Annotated in this window: 15 protein-coding genes; 9 read left to right on the forward strand and 6 right to left on the reverse strand. The window is 34.4% G+C overall.

Annotation, left to right across the window (positions count from 1 at the left end):
* Nucleotides 1-105: 105 nt before the first annotated feature.
* Both F6K18_RS37370 and F6K18_RS37375 read right to left on the reverse strand, forming a co-directional pair.
* A complete protein-coding gene (locus tag F6K18_RS37370; protein ID WP_375341350.1) occupies nucleotides 106-633 on the reverse strand; it encodes an RNA-guided endonuclease InsQ/TnpB family protein in 528 nt (175 codons plus the stop codon).
* A 240-nt stretch (nucleotides 634-873) separates the two neighbouring features.
* Nucleotides 874-1,230, reverse strand: coding sequence for a helix-turn-helix domain-containing protein (locus F6K18_RS37375; RefSeq protein ID WP_287525118.1), 357 nt, complete (start codon nucleotides 1,228-1,230; stop codon nucleotides 874-876).
* A 446-nt stretch (nucleotides 1,231-1,676) separates the two neighbouring features.
* Between F6K18_RS37375 and F6K18_RS25595 the strand changes: the two genes are divergently transcribed.
* From F6K18_RS25595 to F6K18_RS25615, 5 genes are all read left to right on the forward strand, one after another.
* Nucleotides 1,677-2,366 (forward strand): ATP-dependent Clp protease proteolytic subunit, encoded by a 690-nt coding sequence (locus F6K18_RS25595; RefSeq protein ID WP_202218960.1) that lies wholly within the window; start codon nucleotides 1,677-1,679, stop codon nucleotides 2,364-2,366.
* Nucleotides 2,367-2,404: 38 nt separating this feature from the next.
* Nucleotides 2,405-3,001 (forward strand): ATP-dependent Clp protease proteolytic subunit, encoded by a 597-nt coding sequence (locus F6K18_RS25600; protein WP_287525119.1) that lies wholly within the window; start codon nucleotides 2,405-2,407, stop codon nucleotides 2,999-3,001.
* A gap of 526 nt (nucleotides 3,002-3,527) precedes the next feature.
* The gene (locus F6K18_RS25605) at nucleotides 3,528-4,163 is read left to right on the forward strand and encodes a DnaJ domain-containing protein (RefSeq protein WP_287525154.1); all 636 of its coding nucleotides are present in this window, start codon (nucleotides 3,528-3,530) and stop codon (nucleotides 4,161-4,163) included.
* 779 nt (nucleotides 4,164-4,942) lie between these two features.
* Nucleotides 4,943-6,190 (forward strand): FkbM family methyltransferase, encoded by a 1,248-nt coding sequence (locus F6K18_RS25610; RefSeq protein WP_287525120.1) that lies wholly within the window; start codon nucleotides 4,943-4,945, stop codon nucleotides 6,188-6,190.
* Between the two features lie 58 nt (nucleotides 6,191-6,248).
* Nucleotides 6,249-7,199 (forward strand): calcium/sodium antiporter, encoded by a 951-nt coding sequence (locus tag F6K18_RS25615; protein WP_287525121.1) that lies wholly within the window; start codon nucleotides 6,249-6,251, stop codon nucleotides 7,197-7,199.
* 1,434 nt (nucleotides 7,200-8,633) lie between these two features.
* Here the strand turns inward: F6K18_RS25615 and F6K18_RS25620 are convergent.
* Nucleotides 8,634-9,740: a glycosyltransferase family 4 protein gene (locus F6K18_RS25620; RefSeq protein ID WP_287525122.1), complete on the reverse strand. Its 1,107-nt coding sequence runs from the start codon at nucleotides 9,738-9,740 to the stop codon at nucleotides 8,634-8,636.
* Nucleotides 9,741-9,974: 234 nt separating this feature from the next.
* Here F6K18_RS25620 and F6K18_RS25625 point away from each other — a divergent pair, with 234 nt between their 5' ends.
* The 3 genes from F6K18_RS25625 (at nucleotide 9,975) to F6K18_RS25635 (ending at nucleotide 11,092) form a co-directional block, all read left to right on the forward strand.
* Nucleotides 9,975-10,172, forward strand: coding sequence for a hypothetical protein (locus F6K18_RS25625; RefSeq protein ID WP_287525123.1), 198 nt, complete (start codon nucleotides 9,975-9,977; stop codon nucleotides 10,170-10,172).
* 95 nt (nucleotides 10,173-10,267) lie between these two features.
* The gene (locus tag F6K18_RS25630; RefSeq protein ID WP_287525124.1) at nucleotides 10,268-10,447 is read left to right on the forward strand and encodes a hypothetical protein; all 180 of its coding nucleotides are present in this window, start codon (nucleotides 10,268-10,270) and stop codon (nucleotides 10,445-10,447) included.
* Between the two features lie 441 nt (nucleotides 10,448-10,888).
* Nucleotides 10,889-11,092, forward strand: coding sequence for a hypothetical protein (locus F6K18_RS25635; RefSeq protein ID WP_287525125.1), 204 nt, complete (start codon nucleotides 10,889-10,891; stop codon nucleotides 11,090-11,092).
* A gap of 147 nt (nucleotides 11,093-11,239) precedes the next feature.
* Here the strand turns inward: F6K18_RS25635 and adhE are convergent, their stop codons facing one another.
* From adhE to F6K18_RS25650, 3 genes are all read right to left on the reverse strand, one after another.
* Nucleotides 11,240-13,903 carry a bifunctional acetaldehyde-CoA/alcohol dehydrogenase gene (gene adhE, locus F6K18_RS25640; RefSeq protein WP_287525126.1) on the reverse strand — a complete coding sequence of 888 codons (2,664 nt, stop codon included), beginning with the start codon at nucleotides 13,901-13,903 and terminating at the stop codon, nucleotides 11,240-11,242.
* 1,393 nt (nucleotides 13,904-15,296) lie between these two features.
* The gene (locus tag F6K18_RS25645) at nucleotides 15,297-16,151 is read right to left on the reverse strand and encodes a mechanosensitive ion channel family protein (RefSeq protein WP_287525127.1); all 855 of its coding nucleotides are present in this window, start codon (nucleotides 16,149-16,151) and stop codon (nucleotides 15,297-15,299) included.
* Between the two features lie 421 nt (nucleotides 16,152-16,572).
* Entirely contained in the window at nucleotides 16,573-17,703 is a 1,131-nt protein-coding gene (locus F6K18_RS25650) for a hypothetical protein (protein WP_287525128.1), read from the reverse strand.
* A gap of 1,558 nt (nucleotides 17,704-19,261) precedes the next feature.
* Between F6K18_RS25650 and F6K18_RS25655 the strand changes: the two genes are divergently transcribed.
* Nucleotides 19,262-20,164, forward strand: coding sequence for a bestrophin family protein (locus tag F6K18_RS25655; protein ID WP_287525129.1), 903 nt, complete (start codon nucleotides 19,262-19,264; stop codon nucleotides 20,162-20,164).
* Nucleotides 20,165-21,600: the final 1,436 nt, after the last annotated feature.

Consider the following 21,600-nt stretch of genomic DNA (forward strand, 5'->3'; position numbering starts at 1 on the left):
TCCCATTAAATCAAAGATTATAACAGGAGATTCCCAAACCTCGCGATTTAGGTTTACTGCTTGAGTGGCACTTATCTAGACTGTTGCCAGTCCCCGACAGTACGCCTAGACAGTCAATTTCCTCCACGATCTGCACTCGGCCGCAGTAACACCTCGATGACAAATCACTTTTGCTGCTGCTACATCACGGTTGATTGAGTAGTTACATTCAGGAGATTTATGTTCCCGCTCAGACAGGTCTTTTTTACCTGTATGCGCTCCACAATTTGGACAAATTTGACTGGTATATCTGTAGTCTACCTTGTCAAAATATACCCCTAGTTTCCTGCATACCCAAGCCAAGATATTAAAAAACTGACCGAACCCTGCATCTAAAGTATGTTTACCTAACATTCCTTTGGCCCAGGTTCTCAAGTCTAGGTCTTCCACAAATATCATTCCTGCTTGGTCGCATAAATGATGAGCTAGTTTAAAGTGAAAGTCTTTTCGGGTGTCTGAGATTTTTTGATGAAGTCTGGCTATCTTTTGGTTAAGTTTATGTCGATTTGCTGACCCCTTAGATTTTAACTTTAATGTACGTTCCAGTAATTTCAACTTGCTGTGTAGTTTTGTTAAAAACTTTGGACGTTCCATCAATTCACAATTCAGTTGTTGCTAAAAATTTATCAACTCCAATATCAATTCCTAGGGGATGTCCTGAAGCAGGGGTATCCTTCAGCAATTAACAATTAACAATTAACAATTAACAATTAACAATTAACAATTAATAATTACCTCTTCCTCAAAGGGAGAGGATTGAAGCTCAAGGAAAAATTTCATTTTTTCCCATTTCAAGGGGAAGCAAATATTGCTGAATTCTTTAATTATTAATTATTAATTTTTCATTATTTGATCGCCCTGCTGTTTCATGTTGCTAAATGCCTTTTCCAAATTCTTGAGAACTTGCGGTAAGACTTGGGCATTTGTTCTTTTGAGTTCTGAGTTAGCTTTCTTAGCTTTTGTTAAGTTGGCCGCTTGTATATTGTAGTTAGGGTAAGGTGCATCCCCTGGGATTGTGTATTCTTGATGCAATGAACAACAGTTAACTGCACATTTCCTACTGTTAATCCAGTCTTTGCGCTCTCTCAAGGCATAATTACACACCTTTCTGATGACCGCCAGCATATCTTCTATGATGGCAATCTGTTGCTGAGAGGGGATTAACTTAAATTCGTAGGTTAGTGTTATCATGTCCCAATTTGATCATCATTCTATCTCAATCTATCTCAATGGAGTGCTTATTGTTTGCTTTGTCGCGATTCATATCCCGGTAAATTGGAGATTGTACCGGGAGTCCTCACTCGCTCCATTTTTGATAGGGAAAAATTTCGATTTGAATACATAAAAACTAGGTTTCTCAAAAAGTTAATGACAATCGAGTCTGTATCTCAACAAGAAACCCAATCTCTGCTAACTATATTACTCAATTAATATAATTAATGGTAAATACGCCATTTTTGCCAAATAATTATGGTAAAATCCACACCTAGACAAAAAAAATTGTTTTTGGTAGCAATATTTCAGAATATTATCACTAAATTTAAGACCATGACTAATATCAATCATACCCGCTACAATAACCCTACAGCACGCTAACATAATTTAAAGATAGTACAATTATTGCTAGGAATTATCTAATGAACTCACAAATAAAAGCAGTTCAAGCAGGGAGTTACTACGGAGACACCTCTTTTCGGACACCACCCCCTGATTTAGAATCTTTAATGTTAAAAGAACGAATCGTTTATTTAGGATTACCACTATTTTCATCAGATGAAGTAAAAAGAAATGTAGGTATTGATGTTACCCAATTAATTATTGCTCAACTACTTTATCTACAGTTTGATAATCCAGAAAAACCAATTTATTTTTATATCAATTCTACTGGTACTTCTTGGTACACAGGAGACGCAATTGGTTTTGAAACAGAAGCATTTGCTATTTGTGACACCATGAGTTACGTTAAACCACCAATTCATACAATATGTATTGGTCAAGCTATGGGTACAGCAGCAATGATTTTGTCGGCAGGAACAAAAGGATATAGGGCAAGTTTACCTCATGCTACCATAGTTCTTAATCAAGCTAAAACAGGAGCTAGAGGTCAAGCAACAGATATTTCAATTAGGGCAAAAGAGGTTTTAGCTAATAAGACAACTTTTTTAAATATTCTTTCTAAAAATACGGGTCAATCAATAGAAAAGATTGCTAAAGATACAGATAGAATGCTCTATATGACACCCGAAATAGCTAAAGAATATGGTCTTATAGACCAAGTTTTAGCAAGTAGAAAAGAACTGCCAAAACCACTACCCGCTGCTGTTTAAGTTCTCAATAAAATCAAAAAATCAAAGGTCAAAAAATTATGCCTATAGGTGTTCCTAGTGTTCCTTATCGTCTTCCTGGCAGTCAGTATGAGAGATGGATAGATATCTACACCCGTCTTGGTCAGGAAAGAATTATCTTTCTCGGTCAAGAAGTTACAGATGGACTAGCTAATAGAATTGTAGCCTATATGTTGTATCTAGATTCTGATGACCCAAATAAGCCCATTTATCTTTATATCAACTCTCCTGGTGGTTCTGTAACTGCAGGTTTGGCCATATACGATACTATGCAGTACATCAAATCAGATGTAATTACTATCTGCTTAGGTTTAGCTGCTTCTATGGGTTCTTTTTTATTAGCTGCTGGTACGAAAGGTAAAAGACTAGCTTTGCCCAACTCTAGAATTATGATTCACCAACCAATGGGCGGTACTCGTGGCCAGGCAACAGATATTGAAATAGAAGCTAAGGAAATTTTGCGTGTTAGATCGCAGTTAAATAATATGCTCGTAGAATGTACGGGTCAATCTTTAGAAAAGATAGAAAAAGATACCGATCGAGACTATTTTATGTCTGCTGAAGAAGCAAAAGAATATGGTCTAATTGACCAAGTAATTGACGAACGTCAAAACTAAAAATGTAAGCATTCAGCCTTCAGCCTTCAACACTTCAGCTATTGCTTTTAGTTGACGATTTATTAATTGTCTTACTACAAAAGTTGGTTCTCTTGACCTTAAAGTAGTTGTTAATTTAAACACTGTTCTTAAAGAGAAAGTCTTGTTGCTGTTTGCGCAGCATTCCGCAGGAAAAGCTGATAGCTAATAGCTGTTTGCGCAGCATTCCGCAGAAAATGTTTACCTAAAAACTATAGCTAAAAGTTAGTAGTTAGTAGTGGCATGACATACTTAAAATGTTGCATCGGGTAGGGGAGAGTTCCATGTTAAATTAATGAGTTTTAACCAATTAGATGGACCCACCCCACCCCAATAATCTAAAGCACAAAATTTAGGTATGTCATTCCAGTAGGGTGAATTAAGTAGGTAGGCAAAATAGATTGAACAAAAATTTGTCTAAATTCTTGAGAATGCCTAAAATTAATGTGTAATTGATTTGACACAACTACTTAATATTCACCCTACTTTAATTATCTGTAAAAAAGGTATGGATATAGCAGATTATTATCGACAATTAGAGTTAAATATAGGAGCTAGTTTAGGAGAAGTTAAGGCTTCTTATCGACGATTAGCACGGCTATATCATCCAGATGTTAACCCCGATCGGCAAGCTAAAGATAAATTTATTGCAGTTACAGAAGCTTACAAAATTTTGCTGAAAATTGCTCCTACTCAAACAGAATCACCATACAATTATACTGTCAAATCAACAAAAAATAATTCAAAACCAGAAACTAAATCTCCACAAACTTCGCCCTCAAAGCAAACAAAAGTTAAAGTAACTCGTAAACAGAATAAACATAAAAGTCAATCACACTTATCAGAAGCAGAAAAACAACTTAAACAAAATTATTATTTACATTTACAGCAACTATTAAAATATAAAAGATATCCTCGAGCGATCGCTGTAGTAGAAGGTTTGGCTCAAAGAATGCCTCAAGATTGGGAAGTACGACAATGGCAAGCGATCGCCTATCAACGTTGGGCACGTCACCTCATTGGAGAAAGGCAACTGGATAAAGCTAGAAACTATCTTAAGAAAGCACTCAAAACAGACCCTCATAACCGTGCTCTTTGGTCTGAAGTAGAGCGTGATTTTCGTCAATTGGAAAAAATTTATTAATTATTTGCATATTCGACTAATAGTTGTATAATGTACCAAGTTTTTTTATTGGATATATATACGAATATTTATTTATAGTCATTCCAGTTAAGATTGAGACAAAGGTTTCTTACCTTGAAAGAGTTTCAGCTAAAAAAGTGTTCTAGTCTTATTCAGAATGACTATAGTTTTTGGTTAAGATAACTATCCTAGTTTGGATTGTATAGCAGGCAACAGGGAGAAAAACATTTCCTTGTATAAGACTTATAATCAGCGAACCTATCCCACTATTTTTAACAGGGTTATTTGATTAAGTAAAATTTGTTTGAAAACCTTGATTTTTCGTTTTTAACTCTCAAAATCTTTAGGGTTTTTAGCAAAAATCTTATTACTGGGATAGACTCGCATAAGTCAAACACCAACTCAATATTTGTTATATGAAAAATATTTGAGAAAAAGGGAGCAGAAAATAGGTTTAAAGTAAAGGTTTCAAGTTTTTTCTCTAATATAATTGTGCCTAAATTTTATCCAAGTAACTTAGTATTGGTATACACATCAAAACTAATAATAAATTAAGAAAAAAGGGGCAGAGAATAGGCTTAAAGGTTTCAAATTTTTTCTCTAATATCCGTGCCTAAATTTTCTACAAGTGACTTAGGATTACTATACACATCAAAACAAATAATCAATATTAATTAATAGGTTCATATTCCTTGATTTTGGCAATATTAGGAGGAAACAAGAAAAAATCTTTAACCTATTCTGTTTGAAAATCAAAAAAATTATCAAAAAAACTAACAATGACAGACATAAATCAAGCTTTCCAAAAAGCTATAAATCTACAAAAAGAAGGAAAACTAAAAGAAGCAGAGTCAATATATATTGACATACTCAAGTCTGATAGTAATCATGTACCCACCCTAATTAACTTAGGTTTAATAGAGCAAAACCAGGGCAAACTAGATGAAGCAAGTCAATTCTATAAATATGCTTTTTCCATAGAGCCAAATAATATATCTCTACTTTATCTCTTAGCCAAAATTACACAAGAGTTAAATCAATTAGACGAAGCTATTATTTATTGGCAAAAATTAGCAGAACTCAAACCAGATTCTGCCCTAGAATTTTATGGAAATATTGGTAATAGTCTAGTTCAACAAGGCAAATTTGATCAAGCACTAAATTACTTTCATCGTGCCTTAGAAATATCGCCAAAAAGTTTTCAAGCTCATCAAGCGATCGGTAATTTACTAATTAGACAAGATAAACTTTTGGAAGCTAAATCAGAATTCAGTCAAGCATTAGAAATTAATCCTAATTATCAAGTAGCTAAAGTTTGGTTAACTTTAGTTGATAAGTTACTCAAAAGAGACAATCTAGTTTCATTCAATTATCAAAACACCCCCATAAAATTTGAAATAACAGGAAAAAATCTAGCAGTAGAAATTGCTCATGTTGGTGGTAATTTTTATGAATTAGCCCAGCTAGAGTCGATCAGACAAAACTTAAAATCATCAAATCCAGTTATAGTTGATATTGGAGCAAATACAGGGAATCATTTAGTATACTTTGCCAAATTTATTCAGGCAGCAAAAATCATTCCCATAGAATTTCATCCAGAAATTATTGCAGCTTTGAAGAGGCATATCTCAATTAACCAAGTCGGCAATATTGACTTATCTAAATTAGGCTACGCTATTGGTAAAAATCGTGGTAAATCTTTCATAAAAGAACATCCTGCTAAAGATTTATTTTTAACAGAAATTGACAATAAAATTATCAATGGTCAAGAATTAGTAGTTGTTCCTTTAGATGAAATAATTACTGAAAAAGTAGACTTCATCAAAATTGATGTACAGGGCAAAGAAATAGATGTGTTGGAAGGAGCAAAAAATTTGATATCTAGCTATCGACCTGATATGTTAGTTGAAGTTGCCAAAAATAATATCAAGGATTTTAGGAAATTTTTAGCAGCAGTCAACTATCAAACAGTTAAAGCATTCGATCATGGAAGATATGTCAACTTCTATATTAAATATACTCACTAAAACTTCAATTTAGATTGGCGACAAATATATAATATATGTAAATGGAAATAAGAAACTAATGCCAAACTTAATTGTCTGGATCGTAATATTTATAGTCAGCTTATTCGTTCTGATTAAAGCTTCTGACTTCTTTACAGATGCAGCAGAAAAAATAGGTATATCTTTAGGAATTTCTCCTTTTTTAGTAGGGGTAACAATAGTATCAGTAGGAACCTCTCTACCAGAGTTAGTATCATCTATTATCGCTGTATACCAAAACTCCTCTGAAATTGTTTTTGGTAATGTGGTTGGTTCCAATATTGCTAATATTTTCTTGATTATTGGTACTGCATCATTGATCAGCAGTCCTTTAAGGATACAATATGAACTAATTAATGTAGATTTACCACTATTTGTTGGTTCAGCTTTTTTATTAGGTTTAACAGTTTTAGATAATAATTTTTCTAAAAATGAAGCTATTATTTGTATTTTGGGATATGTTGTCTATGTTTTATACACTATTAGTAGTGGTAAGGAAGAACAAGAGTTAGAAAAAGATGGAAATAGAAACTCAAAGAAAATTTTACCAACCAAACAAATAGCCATTTTGGTTATTAGTTCATTATTTGTATTTTTGGGTGCAACTTATACAATTGAATCAGTTACTAAAATCTCTGAGATACTCAAGATTGCTAAGGAATTAATTGCTTTAAGTGCAGTTGCTCTTGGTACTTCATTGCCAGAGTTAATAGTTACTATTTCTGCTGCTAAAAAAGGTCACCCAGAAATTGCCGTAGGAAATGTTTTAGGTTCTAACATTTTCAACTCATTGATGGTAGTAGGAATACCAGGACTAATCGGCAATTTAGAAATTCCTGAAGATCTTATTGGTGGTGGGTTATTGGTTTTATTAGCAGGAACAATTATGTTCTTTTTTGTCACTCAAGATAAACAAGTAACTCGTTGGGAAGGATTAATATTTTTCCTATTCTACGGGTGGTTTATTGGCAATATATTTGGGTTAGTTTGACATCCTCCGAACTTCAATAGAGTTGTCGCTAAATAGATAGAAAAAATCGCTCAAATTAAGACACAGTAGTAATTCCATACGTTTTGCACTGGAAATTGCTAAAATCCTTACATGATAAGGGTTTAGCAGTTTTTTATAGTTATAAAGCGACAAGTCTAATACTTGAATTTGTAATTCCTGGAACAATAGCGAGTAATATTATGTTCGGATGAACAGTTATAAATAATTACGGAGGAGTCTGGAGTCTGGAGTCTGGAGGGAGAAAGAAGGTATTTAGGAGAAGAATTTTTTTTATCAATAATTAAGTGGATATGGTATAATAAAAAGTTTAGTTATACACTAATCGCAAAATTATTTTCTCTTAATACAGATGTTCTATTGGGACTTTACACAAAATAGAAGTAGAAAATAGGCTCAAATATAGACAGGAAAAGGCTTTTACGTCTTTGTATGAAGTTTTGAAAATTTATCGGTGGAGAATGGGCATCGAAGCCATGTTTAAAGACTTTGACATCCTCTCTGGCCTAAAGGCACAGGGATTCCTATCGAACCTTAGTTCCTCGGGAGGTTGACGCTTTGGTGGCGCATAGCTCCGCTAACACAGGGTGCTGCTTCCTTGGCGGTAGTCTGAACCTTCCCTCTACCTCCGTTTAGAGTTTCCGAGTGCCCCCCGGCAACTAATAACACTCTAGCATATATTCAATTCACTTACAAATAAAATAAAAAGTTGCCCTACAAGGGCGAGGCGCCTACCCCAATTTTTCGGTAAAACAGGTGGATATAATCTAGAGGGAAGTCTAGCTAATGTACAAGGTTTGACTAATTTAATTTCACTGCTTGCTATTGCTGATACTGGTTGATTTTATCAAGGTAAATTTATCAAAAAATCCGGTGTTCAAAATTACATTTGTAGATGAACAGAAGCTCAAAGAAAAGATAGAAGACATAACAATTTTTGGGTAGGTATATATGGTGAACTGTGGGGGATTGCTGGGGATTATTTAGTTGATATTGTTCAACAGATAATTAACCTGAATCATCAAAAAAAGTCTGATGAGCACAGGGGATTAAAAGCTCTGTCAATGTTAGATAATATTTAACCATCGTGATATTGTTATACCAGTTTGAAAAAAGAATGCTACAAGAAGGTGCGTCTCGATCAGAGAGGGTTGAAAAGCAATGCAGTTCAGTTAAGGATTTTTTTTGCAGTTCTGTAAGCTCAAGAGCTACTCTAATGGTTCCATACCTTATGAGTTTTAGTATTATCTGAACTTTATTGGCTTAAAAAGAGCTACTCCAATTAATTTTAGACAGCTATCTCTATCATTCTTCTATTTTTCTTCAATATTTCTTCCTTCTTCCCTCTGACCTACAGACGTTGCATGCAACGTCCCTACCATTTACAACAAATATTTATCACCCTTGGTATAACTCCTAACTCCTCAGCGAATAGCTAGTCTGAGCCAGAATATCGTAGAACCAATTTTCCATACGATTTCCATAAACTTGAATAGAATATTCAGCTTCCGCTTGTTGCCGACAAGCTAAACGATCAAGTTTGTCAAGATTGTTAATTGCTTTTACCAATTCCACTAGATTACCAGACTCAACTAGCCAACCTGTTTGGCCGTGACGCACAATTTCAGCAGGGCCTCCCTTATTATAGGTAATTATAGGCACACCACAAGCTAATGATTGAATGGCAGTCATGCCAAATGCTTCACTCCATCGATGGGTCATCAAGTACCCTCGACTGCGTCGCAGCACTAACTGCATTTCCTTAATTGGTAGAAACCCTAAATATTCTATTGGCGCATCAGGATAATTTTGCTGCATACTCTCCCAGTAAGACTTATCCTGAAGCAAACCCATTATTTTCAAAGGAATACCAGTATTTTTTGCAGCTTCCACAGCATCTTCCAATCCTTTTTCAGGAGAAATGCGCGCCACCCAAACCAAGTAATTATTTGGTCGATCACAATATTGATAGTTTTTTATGTCAATACCATTTCCCACAACTCGACATCTACTAGGAAATGAGAAAGTTTCTGCCTGAGCTTTTGTGTGAACAGCAATAGTACCAGGAAAACTAATACTGGTTTTTTCTATAATCTCATCCATTGCCTTTGACAGAGAACCCATACTTACCAGATGGGCAATAGGGACATTCAAAAATAGAGATAAATAAAAGGGTAGCCAGTCATAAGCAAAGTTAACAATCAAATCGTAATTATTTTGCTCTTTTCCTATAAACTCCCACATTCTGGTAAGCACAGATTTAGGGATTATTGAAATGGGAGTATCACGATTTAATTGCTGAATACTAACTTGCAGTTCTCCGGTAATTTCAATAATGGGACAATCTACTTTAGTTATAGAACCCTGTGGCGCAACTATATCTACCTTGTGTCCTCTGAGAATCATTTCTTGGGCAAGATTTTGTAATGTGAATTCGACTCCACCTCCAGTACCTGAACCAATAGCTCCCACAGGTGTAGAAGCAAATAATAATCGTAAGAGGTTAGCTTGAGCAGTTGCCATTTTTTTTGCCTAAATTATCAAAGGGAACATGGAACAGACAAGAACATCATTGAGCAACATTAGGGTCTGAGTCAAATTAGAACAAATCCAGGTTGTATGAAGCTCTCAAGATCTTAAATTATCCCTATTCTTTCAGATATTAAGGAATATTTGGTAGTGCCTGTGCGAAAGTGTGGGAATGGTAATATAATCATTGTCCTCAAACACTTTCTATGATCATGGAATGTCCTCTGTGTGGCCATCATCAAACTCGGGTATCATGGAAAGATAAGTATTGGAAGTCAAGGATATGATTGTCCTGAATGCCGACAAACTTTTCCTGCGGAATACTGGGCAAACACCGATACTTTTGACACTCTCTACCATCGTAGAAAAATTCAACCTGAACAGATGCCCATGGTTCTACTCGCTGACGTTGAGGGCAGTAGTTGAAGAGGGATGAGTCGAAAGGGTGAATTGAGCTGATCATACGGTAGTTAGCTTAGTAACAGCTGCTTCTCAAAAAGGACAAATGATTGATCTAGCTGATGTCGAGAATATCAATAGCTCACAAATCAGCAGTGACGAGTTTTGGTCATTCGTCCAAAAAAAGCGAGTGGGTAATTCTGGGGTCTCCCCAGAATGTCAGACGCACTCAAGACACAAAAAAACCTCATGGGGTGACAAGCAACTCAAAACCATTGTTGGATCAAGGTTTCTTGGATTAAAGCTCTGTAGAAAATATGGATTTTTGTCAATGATAATAATAATTATTCTGAGAGAAGGGGTGGGTGAGCGATCGCTCACCCACCCCTTCTCCCCCAATCTGAGTTGATTTTTATGTTAACCAAAGCCCTATGGCCATCAGTCACATTTTATCCTCAAAAAAGTCAGTCCACTTACAGATATAGACTGACCAAAATGCAATTTTTATCATTGTATGAGTCATATTTTAAACAATCTTTGACCAATACTCAAGTTCAAACTTTAAAAATTTTAGGCAAGGCTAATTACTGTCCAGAAAACTGTAAAAAGAGAAAGATTAGCTGCCTGTTTTCCTTTACCGATTAAATATGAGAGTCGCCGGAAACAGATACAAAGATTTTTAACATTATTTTCTTTGAGCCTTCCTTTGTTTTGGTTTCCGATGATAATGATGATTATTAACAATGATGATTATTAACAGGGATTTTTCTGATGGTAGTCAATTAATTTTAACTAGAGATAGAACACAATGGAAAAATCATAATATCTTTGTTATTGCTGTTATCTATAAAAAACGAGCATTACCGATTTACTGGCAAATTTTGCCGAAAAAAGGCTCGACTAATTTAAGCGAACAAAAAGCACTTATTAAACCAGTTTTAGGTTGATATAAAAAATATAAACTGGTAGTTATTGGAGACCGAGAATTCCATGGTGTAGAGTGATATCACTGGCTAAAAATTCAGGCGGACATGATATGACTCCTTAGCAATAGGTGCGTTACGCTATCGCTAACACCACCCTACTGACTTTCTTCAACCTTGTCCTACTACAGCAGGTGTACTTGGAGAAATAATCACAGCACCATTACCATTCAACTCTCCGGAAGTAACCAAGTCACCATGATAAGCATTGGTCAACAACTGCTTAATATCACTAATCAAAGGATACCGAGGGTTTGAACCCGTACATTGGTCATCAAAAGCTTGGTCTGCCAAATCTTCCAGCTTAGCAAAAAATTCAGCTTCACTCACAGAGACCACATCTTTAATTGCCTTGGGAATACCCACCTGACTTTTCAGCTCTTCAATAGCAGCAATTAACAAATCTACTTTTTCATCCTCAGTTTCTCCACCCAATAGCAAATAATCAGCAATTTGAGAATAACGCCATTTAGCATTAGGATATTTATACTGGGAGAATGTTGTTTGTTTGAACGGCGCATTGGTAGAGTTGTAACGAATAATATGAGAAATCATCAACGCATTTGCCAAACCGTGGGGAATATGAAAAATAGCTCCTAACTGGTGAGCGATAGAATGGCAAATTCCCAAAAAACTGTTAGCAAAAGCCATACCTGCAATTGTTGCAGCATAATGCATTTTTTCTCGTGCTTTGGGGTCATTAGCACCATTGTTATAAGCAGAAGGGAGATATCTAAAAATTAATCCAATAGCTTTCAATGCCAGACCATTAGTATATTCAGAAGCTAAAACAGAAATATAAGCTTCCAACGCATGAGTCAAAGCATCTATTCCACCAAAAGCAGTCAGACTTTTCGGCATATTTAATACCAACTCTGGATCAACTATTGCCATACTGGGAGTCAAAGCATAATCTGCCAGAGGATACTTAATATTATTTCGGCGGTCAGTCACCACGGCAAAAGGTGTAACTTCCGAACCTGTACCGGAAGTTGTAGGTACTGCTACCAAAATAGCTTTTTCTCCCAAAGGTGGTAAATCATAAACCCGTTTGCGGATATCCATAAACCGCATTGCCAAACCTTCAAACTCTATTTCTGGATGCTCGTACATCAACCACATAATTTTTGCAGCATCCATGGGGGAACCACCACCGATAGCAATAATCACATCAGGATTAAATTTCCGCATCATATCCAAACCCCGGTTCACAGTGTCCAGAGAAGGGTCAGGTTCTACATCATAAAAAATGTCATATTTAACTCCAACTTCATCCAGCACATTTTCTAAACCGCGAGTCATCCCGAGTTCATATATGGGTTTGTCAGTGACAATGAATGCTCGTTGTTTACCTGCCAATTCTCGCATGGCAGTAGGTAAGGCACCATATTTAAAGTAAATTTTTGGTGGAACGCGAAACCACAACATATTTTCTCGACGTTCTGCCACTGTCTTTATATTTAATAGGTGGTGGGGTTCAACGTTTTCGCTAACAGAGTTACCACCCCATGTTCCACAACCTAGAGTTAAGGAAGGGTCAAGGCGGAAATTATAGATGTCGCCGATCGCTCCTTGGGAAGAAGGAGTATTAATTAGAACCCTGGCTGTTTCGACTGTATCTTCAAATCGTTTAATATGGTCGGCATTGGCAGGAGAAGTATATAAAGCTGCTGTATGTCCACGTCCACCAAATTCGACTAAACTTTCGGCTTTGTCTACAGCTTCTTCAAAGGTATTTGCCCGATACATTGCCAAGATAGGGGAAAGTTTTTCGTGGGCAAATGGTTCTTCTTGATTAATATTTTCTACTTCACCAATAATTACTCTGGTATTTTCTGGAATGGAGAAACCTGCCATTTCGGCAATTTTTTGCACGGGTTGGCCGACAATTTCCGCATTCAACCGTCCGTTGACTATAATTTTGCTCCTCAGTTTGTCTTTTTCTTCTGGAGTTAAGAAATGAGCGCCTCGGTCGATAAATTCTTGTCTGACTGTATCGTAAACACTATCAACTACAACCACTGATTGTTCGCTGGCACAAATCATCCCATTATCAAAAGTTTTACTGAGGATAATTGAAGAGACTGCCATTTTGATTTCGGCAGTTTCGTCAATCAAAGCTGGAGTATTACCAGCACCAACTCCCAAGGATGGATTACCCGAGGAGTAGGCAGCTTTAACCATTCCCGGTCCACCAGTAGCTAGAATTAGCTTAATATCTGGATGTTGCATCAGTTGTTGAGATAGGGGAACTGTTGGTTCATCTATCCAACCGATTATTTGTTCTGGTGCCCCTGCTGCAACAGCTGCTTCGAGAACTACCCTAGCTGCTTGGCAGGTACATTTTTTGGCTCTGGGGTGAGGAGAAAATATAATTGCGTTACGAGTTTTGAGACTTATTAATGATTTAAAAATTGCTGTTGATGTGGGATTAGTTGTGGGAACTATCCCGGCAAGAATTCCTACTGGTTCGGCGATTTTTTGAAAGCCAAAAGATTTGTCTTCTGCGATAACTCCACAGGTTTTTTCGTTTTTGTATTTGTTATATATTATTTCTGAGGCAAAGTGATTTTTGATTACTTTGTCTTCTACTAATCCCATGCCTGTTTCTGTGGCTGCCATTTTGGCTAGGGGAATTCTAGCTGCGTTGGCTGCTAGGGCGGCTTTTTTGAATATGTAGTCTACCTGTTCTTGAGTATAAGTGGCGTATTTTTCTTGAGCTTGTTTTACTTTTTTGATCAGCTCTTCAAGTTCTTGTTCGTTTGTTACTTTCATATTCTTTCCTTACCCTAATTTTGGATTTTTCTGGGGCTGGTTTGATATCTGTTGATATTATAGTTCTGTTCTTTTTTTGTGGGGTTGACTTGAATTATTTTCTCTATTTTTTTGTACTTTTTTTATAATTGATTACACATTTTTCTGTTGAAGATTTAATTAAGTTTAAATTAGTATTAAGTTTCAGGTAACTATGATATTTTGATGTATTTGGAAAAAATATCTTGATCCATAAAACCAACAAAATTTTATAAAAATATTATAGATTTTCAGTTAAGAGAGTCCGAGAAAATGTGTATAAATAAAATTTGTACAAAATACAATCTCTGTTTTGAATTTTAAATATGAGCGTTCAAATTAGGTACAAATTTTGCTTTGCATTTCTACGAACTTGCGTTTTTTCAGGGATTTGGTATACTGAAAAACAATGATATACTGCCAATCTTATAACTACTTTTAAAAATACTTAAGAAATAATAGGCTGAAACCTCAGTATTTTCGTTCTTAAAATAGCTAAAAAGTAGTAATTGAGTGCTGTGCCATCGCTTCAAAATATAACTATTTATGAAAACCAATAATTTGTCTATTTTGACAGAATGAAAATTTTGTGGTACTTAAGTCTTAAAGGATGGCGAAATTTTGAGCTTCTCATAAAAGATAACCATTCAACAATTAACAATTAATAATTAATAACTAATATGGTAGTTTTTTAATTGCAGTTTAATACCAGGTATGTACTTCTGAGATTTTCGGCTATTTGCTCTGTCTAATTGTTTTTCAGACTTTGCTATTAGGTTGCTATAGATTTTCAAATTAATCAGAAATCAAATGTTAATCATCAGTATTTTTTTATTATTTTGAAGTGCAGAATGTGGATTTATAGATTTTATTAGACTTGTCGCTTTATAACTTAAAAATCCCCCAAAAACCTTGTTATGTAAGGATTGTAGCTATTGGATGGCAAAAATGCTGGGAATTATTGCTCTGTCTAGGTTAGAGTGATTCTTTCCCTTTATTTAGCGACAACTCTATTATATTGATGCAGCAAATTCCAAGTATATGAAGTACAGATATTAACAATTAAATATTTGTAGTGCGAGCATCTTGCTAGCTATGAATGTATTTCACAAAGGTGGAATCTGCTGTATCTTCATGATTTATTTTTTGTCAATTATTCAGGGAAAATCTGCCCAGGAACTACTCTACTGTTTCCGGATAAGATCGAGTCTTTTCCACACAGTATTGAAGCAAACATAACTGTTAATTATCCTTGGACACTAATTCCTCCTTCGATGCGATAATCAGTTAATAACTAATAGCTGATAACGCAGTTCCTCTGTAAGAGGCTAGCTGACCGCTGAATGCTTACTTGAATTTCTCCCCTACTCTATATTTACTCTTGACTGAAATTACTTTTAGGGTAATTAAAATTATGTTTAGCAAAAGCTTGTTTAACTCGCCTCACTAAATCAGTTTTGTAAACATATTCATCCCTAGCATCTATAGGATAAGACTTTAAATGATATTGAGTTCCCCAAGGTTTTTCCTCAACTAATACACTAACTGGAAGTTTTAATTGAGTGTACTTACTGGTATAAGCAGCCAGATGTAAAATTTTAATAACCAGTTCAGAATCGACTCCATGAGCTAAATAAAAATCAGTTGTGACTTGAGCTTCTAAAGCACCATTATTAGCATTAGATATCGGCTCATTCCAAATTTTGTTATGGGGAATAAATATCAGATTATCCTCAACAGTTTGTAAACGTATTCCCCGCAAATCATAAGTAATAATTTCGCCATAATTTTCTCCAATTTGAACTCTATCTCCTACTCGATAAGGAATTTCAAATAGAGCTACTACTCCAGCAATTAGAGAACTAACATAATCTTTAAAAGCAAAACCTAAAGCTACAGCAACTGTTCCTGTTATAGCTAATAAATTTTCGGTCGAAAGTTGCAAGAACAAACTCAATATATATATTGTGGAAGTTAATAGAATTAAGGCTTGTAGAAAAGGCTCTGATTGTTTAGCTACTGCTCGAAATCTTAAAGGAACTCTTTCTGATAACCACTTACTCAAAAATTTAACACTAATAAGAAAACCATAAGCAAGAGCTAAAGCAATTACTGTTTTTAGAATAGTCTGAAGATTTATATCTTTGATACCTATTCCATCTAATCCTGGCGCTACTGTAAGTAAATTAAAATGAAAAAATAATGTTAATCCTAGATAATTTAAAATCATTATACCTCTTGCAAAAAATTTAATTAAATCAATTCAAGATATGAAATAAGCAACTTAATTTCCCTATTTCCTATTCCTAAGCATTCCGTAGGAAATACTTACCGAAAAACTGTGGTTTAAAGACTCCCCTTTTAAGGGGATAATAAAGAAAAATTTTCCTTTTAGTCAATCCTCTTTTTTTAAAGGAGAGGTAATAATTAACTAGACAGTGCAAAGTTCTGGGAATAACTATTGCTAGTCAAGGGTTTCATGGACTCAAGGTTAAAAATTCTCCATTCACAGAGCGTAGGTGCTGTAAACCTTTCCCAGTAACACTTTCAATCTTGAGAGCCAACTGTTTTTTAGCAGAACTTTGTACTCTCCAGTAATTAATAATTAATTATTAATTGTTGAACCCTATTCCCTGACTTCTGCAAGAAGTCTATTCTATTAAATCAGTAATAAAGTTATATTTTTTTAAATGCTTACGCAGCTTTGGATAATATGCAGGATGAATACTAAAAAGATTATTCAAACGTTGAATTACCTCCATGCGTAATAATTGTTGAATTTGGAATTGAATTCTACTTTCAGATTCTCCCAAACTCAAGGCAAGGTTAGATAAATTAATTTCTTTGTGCAAAAGCATAGAAAATAAAAGATAGCGATCGCTACTGCTTAATTCTGGTAAATCTAATGATTTAATTTGATGATACTCTACTAAAATATTCTCTTTTTCTGTTTCTTGAGAATCAATATTTTCCATATTTGCCATACTCAAAGATTTTAGCCATAATTGAGAAGCTGCTGAACTTAAACCTTGAGAAATATGTGATAAATAATCAAAATGTTCTTGCATTTTAGCAAATTGTTTTTCTTCATCTAGATCATTTTTATTGAACTCCATTTTAGTAATTACAGGCATCAGCCATTCCATAATTTCTTCTCCTGTCATAGTCGGTAATAATAGAGTTTTTTCAAAGTAAGAATTAATATTATAAATATAGTCAAGATACTGCCATGTTAAAGAATTACAACCAATTAACCAAAATCGAGAATTATCTTGAAATATTCTATTTCTTAAAAACTCAATTCCATCCAAACCATGTATGTGTCGTAGAAAGCAAAATTCCAAACAAGGAATAACTATTAATTCCTGAAATTTGCCAGAATTACCATCAACATCTAACCTTGCAGACAGACCTAAATAATTTTGTAATTTGGAGACAATTTTCAGGAAATCTTTAGGTCTATTTGACCAGGATAATAATTTTATATCTCTGATATTTTCATGACTCCAATTAACTAAAGCTGTCTGGATAATTTGAGATAAAGGTTCTATAGAACTGCTGAGAATTACCAGTTCATTAGCTTCTGGATTTTCTTGCCATTGGCATAATGCTTCTTCTAAAGTAGATTGCAAAATTTTGACATATTTAGGATGACAAGGCAAAGCCTGAATTTGTTGATTTAAACCAGAAATAACATTTTTTGGGAGTTCATTAAATTCATTCTCAATTTCCTGGAATGGAACTTTTATAAACAGAGATTTTAATTGATAGAAAGTTTGCATAATTTTATTAGTATTCACATCGGAGTTGTTATAGCAGGGAACAGGGAACAGTAGGAAAAACATTTCTCTGTCTAAAGAGCATTGTCAGTCTGTGTCTGTACTCTATCTGTCTATTGCTATATACTATGTCCATTTAATAGCTATCAAGAAATAATATCTTAGAAAGTAATGCCTTTGAAGGTCAGATGAATAGTGAATATAATTTTAGCTTGCACTCGATCAATTAAGTTGAATAGCTAGAAAAAGAAACAGTATTAAGTAAATGGGCATCAATAAACGTTTTCTACAGAATGCTGCGCAAAAAAAACTAAGAATCTGAAAATGAAGCCAGAATGCAGTTTTCAACCTGATTTTCAAAGTTTTGAATTTACATCGCTATTCTACGGATAATTAAACACACTTACTTAGCAATGGATAATGCTTGGATTTGCCAGAATAAAAAACTATGTAATCAGCAAAAAAAAATAGAGGGGAAAAGGATAAATAATATTCTTTTTGCCCACTTACTCACCACAATTAAATCAAATATAAACATTGTGAATATTTATCAAATATAAATGATTAGAACCTTCAGCTTATGAAAGTTATACCAATTTTCTCAAGTCAGACTACACATAACTTGACACCTTAGTTTTCAAGGCGTTGCTGAAGCACGTGTATGGTATTAATTTTAATTCTTTAGGAGTCAGTCCTCAGTCCTCAGTCCTCAGGAAGGAAGAAAGAATAAGAAACCCCGAGTAAAAGGAGAAAGTTTTTTGCTCGCCCTCTTATCCGGACAAGATATCATACCTCAAATCAGCAACGCCGTTTTCAAGATTGATATAGCGTTTCTCAGGTTAGTGCAGGATGGCGGAAATAACTGACCAGTTACAAAATCCTAAAACAATTCAAATCAAAAATGATTGACTTTTAACTTCCGCGTAGCAGCACTAGTGAGGTACACTCTTGTATTAACTTGACTATTGCCTGTTGCCTATTGCCTGTTGCCTAAAGCTTAAAGTTTTGTACCTCACGCTTTTTGGGAATTGCTATAGATACTTTTACAAGTGTTGTTTCAGTTTATGAAATTGGTATTATTTAAACTTAGCAAAAAAAGTTTTGATTAATTTGGATTCAAAATATACAATTAATTTTATGTAGGTACTTACCTCAGTAAATGTTATTATGAAGATTTTTTGAGCTTTTGTCAGAGATATTCTACCCGAAGAGCACAACCAAAGTGCAGTGAGGTTTATATGGGTATTTTTAATTTCTTTATTATTGCTTCAGATTTTTGTTTCTCTTGGTTATGGAGAATTTTTTATACGGCGATCGTTGATCCGCTGTTGTTTGTTGTGGCATCTCTATGATTATTGCTGGTAGCTTAACTTCAAGAGTAGAAGCAACTACAACTGAGGAAGAAATACCAGAGTCTCAGCTTTCATCTCAACCGAATTAATCTGTAGTTGCTTTGACAAAAAGCTTATAAACTTCTACTCTTTTACCGAACTATCAAGCCTAGTTAACTTTTTCTATGGTAATTTGAATTTATATACCACTAACGACTTGTTAAGTAAATATGGCTTTTCGTAACAGAAACTGGATAGAATTAATATTTACATTAAAAGGCTCAGTAATACCCAGAGTTTGGCAACGAGTAGTAGTTGCAATGACTTTTTCTTTAATAGTTACCATTATTTATCAGAGTGGTCTTATTTGGATTCATCAACCAATTTTAGCTAGTTTAATCCCCGGTGTTGTTTTAGGTTTGTTATTAGTTTTTAGAACAAATACATCTTATGATAAATTCTGGGAAGGGCGAAAACTGATTGGGGGAATAATAATTTCAGGTCGGTCTTTATCAAGACAAATGTGGGTAAATATTCCTGAAAAAACTCCAGAAGATACAGAGGAGAAGAAGGCAGCAGTTTTACTTTTAGCTGGTTTTCTGATGGCAACAAAATTACATTTAAGAAATGAAAGTATCGATGGGCAACTTCAGTCAATTATTAGCAATAATCAATATTTAGAACTGAAAGAAGTTAATCATATACCTCTGAGAATTGCTAAATGGATTGGAGATTATTTCCGAAAAATCTACGACCTTAATTACATAGACAGTATTCAGCTATCTACTTATAATCAAATTTTAGATTTAATGGTAAAAGATAAAACTGGCTGCGAAAGAATTTTAAATACGCCTATTCCTTTAGCTTATGCAACTCACTTAAAACATTTATTATTTTTGTATTGTTTTGCTCTACCTTTTCAATTAGTAGCTGATTTATCTTGGATAACTATTCCTGCTACAGGAGTAATTAGCTTTGCTCTATTAGGAATTGAAGCAATTGGATTAGAGATAGAAAATCCTTTTGGTTACGATCCGAATGACTTACCTTTAGATAATATGTGTAATCGACTTTTGTGGGATATTGAGGAGTTAATGAGTTCTGATTCTCGAAAAGAATATTTAGTTGAGTAAATATAGAGAATACTTTCTCGTATTGAAAGCTGTGAACAGAAAATTGAATGCTTGATAAAACGAGGAAATTTGTAACTGGTAGTGCCAGATAATTAAGAGAATTTTTAGTCTAAAAAAAATTATATGGGCGATTTTAAAACTAATATGCTAACCCTATAATTTCCTCAAATTATCAAATCATTAAAAGTCACAGATGAAGTTTGTAGAAAATGATTATCTTATTAATTAAGAGAATTTTTAGCCTCAAAAAATTATATGAAAGCTTTTAAAACTAATATGCACACCCTATACTTTCCTAAAAGTATAAAACACTCAAAGTCACAGATAAACTTTGTAGAAAATGATTATCTTAGTCATATAAAAGCCATTTGGAATATTAGCTAATGTTGGGATTTTTGGCCTAAAAGTTAGGATATTTATATTTAATTAGGCGTTGCTGATTCTGGGTATGATTTGATAATTTTGTATTTGGGATTTTTTATTTTGGATGGTTTGAACTACTTGTTAATATTAACTTTTTCCTGTTCCCTGTTCCCTGTTCCCTGTTCCCTGTTCCCTGTTCCCTATAAACCTACTTTCATACCTTAATTCAGCAATGCCTTTAATTACATAATTAATATAAATATCCAACAATCAAAAATAAAATCAATTATTGTACTCTTATTCATCAATTATTTCCTCCTACTCTCTACTCCCTACTCCCTATGGGTGGAGGAGATGCTTCATATATCCCAAATTGGTTCTATAAATTGAACCCCAATGAATATCAAAATTTTAGGAAAGTAACTAAAAACAGTTAGCTAAGTATGTAGGCATGAAAAGAATTAAGTATTTAACAAAAAGTAAAGTAGTTCCTAAGCCTTTCCCCTTCTGCTTTCTGCCTTCCTCTAATGATAAATTTTAACACCTACCTACTTATTAGGATGTGGAAATAATTTTTATAACATCAAGTATAAAAACTCTAATTAATACCACAATTTATTATCTCCTATAAAAATTTGGCGTTGCTGAAATGTAATGGTAAGTAGCTGAAGGTAAAATTGAAAAACTTATGTTTTACGTTGATACTTAATCTAAAAATCATTACCATTCAGCAACGCCAAAAATTTAATATTTTACAGCAAATTAAAGCATAAAACTTTGTACCTTATCAACTCAAAAACATAAAAACTGACGGGAGAAAAGTTCCCGGAAGATTTATCCCCTGGTTGAATAACAACACGCGGGCAATAAAGCGGAGTAAAAGTATGCTACACAAGGAATACTCGCTAAAAACAAGGTTTGTCGCCATGACCCCTAGCTAGTGCGGTGAAATTCCGGCGGACAGGAGGCGGGGACGATGCTTCCTACGACGGCTGTTTGCGCAGCATTCCGCAGGAAAAGCAAGCAACGCAGCTAGAGCAGCGATTTATAGCTCCAATATCTTGAGTAAAACC

The organism is Okeania sp. SIO2C2, assembly GCF_010692625.1.
In the GTDB taxonomy this organism is placed as follows: Bacteria; Cyanobacteriota; Cyanobacteriia; order Cyanobacteriales; family Microcoleaceae; genus Okeania; species Okeania hirsuta.

What these genes read in the sequence shown, in the direction of transcription:
- F6K18_RS37370 (WP_375341350.1), bottom strand. Translation starts at nt 633, where the DNA reads ATGGAACGTCCAAAGTTTTTAACAAAACTACACAGCAAGTTGAAATTA.
- F6K18_RS37375 (WP_287525118.1), bottom strand. Translation starts at nt 1,230, where the DNA reads ATGATAACACTAACCTACGAATTTAAGTTAATCCCCTCTCAGCAACAG.
- F6K18_RS25595 (WP_202218960.1), top strand. Translation starts at nt 1,677, where the DNA reads ATGAACTCACAAATAAAAGCAGTTCAAGCAGGGAGTTACTACGGAGAC.
- F6K18_RS25600 (WP_287525119.1), top strand. Translation starts at nt 2,405, where the DNA reads ATGCCTATAGGTGTTCCTAGTGTTCCTTATCGTCTTCCTGGCAGTCAG.
- F6K18_RS25605 (WP_287525154.1), top strand. Translation starts at nt 3,528, where the DNA reads ATGGATATAGCAGATTATTATCGACAATTAGAGTTAAATATAGGAGCT.
- F6K18_RS25610 (WP_287525120.1), top strand. Translation starts at nt 4,943, where the DNA reads ATGACAGACATAAATCAAGCTTTCCAAAAAGCTATAAATCTACAAAAA.
- F6K18_RS25615 (WP_287525121.1), top strand. Translation starts at nt 6,249, where the DNA reads ATGCCAAACTTAATTGTCTGGATCGTAATATTTATAGTCAGCTTATTC.
- F6K18_RS25620 (WP_287525122.1), bottom strand. Translation starts at nt 9,740, where the DNA reads ATGGCAACTGCTCAAGCTAACCTCTTACGATTATTATTTGCTTCTACA.
- F6K18_RS25630 (WP_287525124.1), top strand. Translation starts at nt 10,268, where the DNA reads ATGTCGAGAATATCAATAGCTCACAAATCAGCAGTGACGAGTTTTGGT.
- F6K18_RS25635 (WP_287525125.1), top strand. Translation starts at nt 10,889, where the DNA reads ATGATGATTATTAACAGGGATTTTTCTGATGGTAGTCAATTAATTTTA.
- adhE (WP_287525126.1), bottom strand. Translation starts at nt 13,903, where the DNA reads ATGAAAGTAACAAACGAACAAGAACTTGAAGAGCTGATCAAAAAAGTA.
- F6K18_RS25645 (WP_287525127.1), bottom strand. Translation starts at nt 16,151, where the DNA reads ATGATTTTAAATTATCTAGGATTAACATTATTTTTTCATTTTAATTTA.
- F6K18_RS25650 (WP_287525128.1), bottom strand. Translation starts at nt 17,703, where the DNA reads ATGCAAACTTTCTATCAATTAAAATCTCTGTTTATAAAAGTTCCATTC.
- F6K18_RS25655 (WP_287525129.1), top strand. Translation starts at nt 19,262, where the DNA reads ATGGCTTTTCGTAACAGAAACTGGATAGAATTAATATTTACATTAAAA.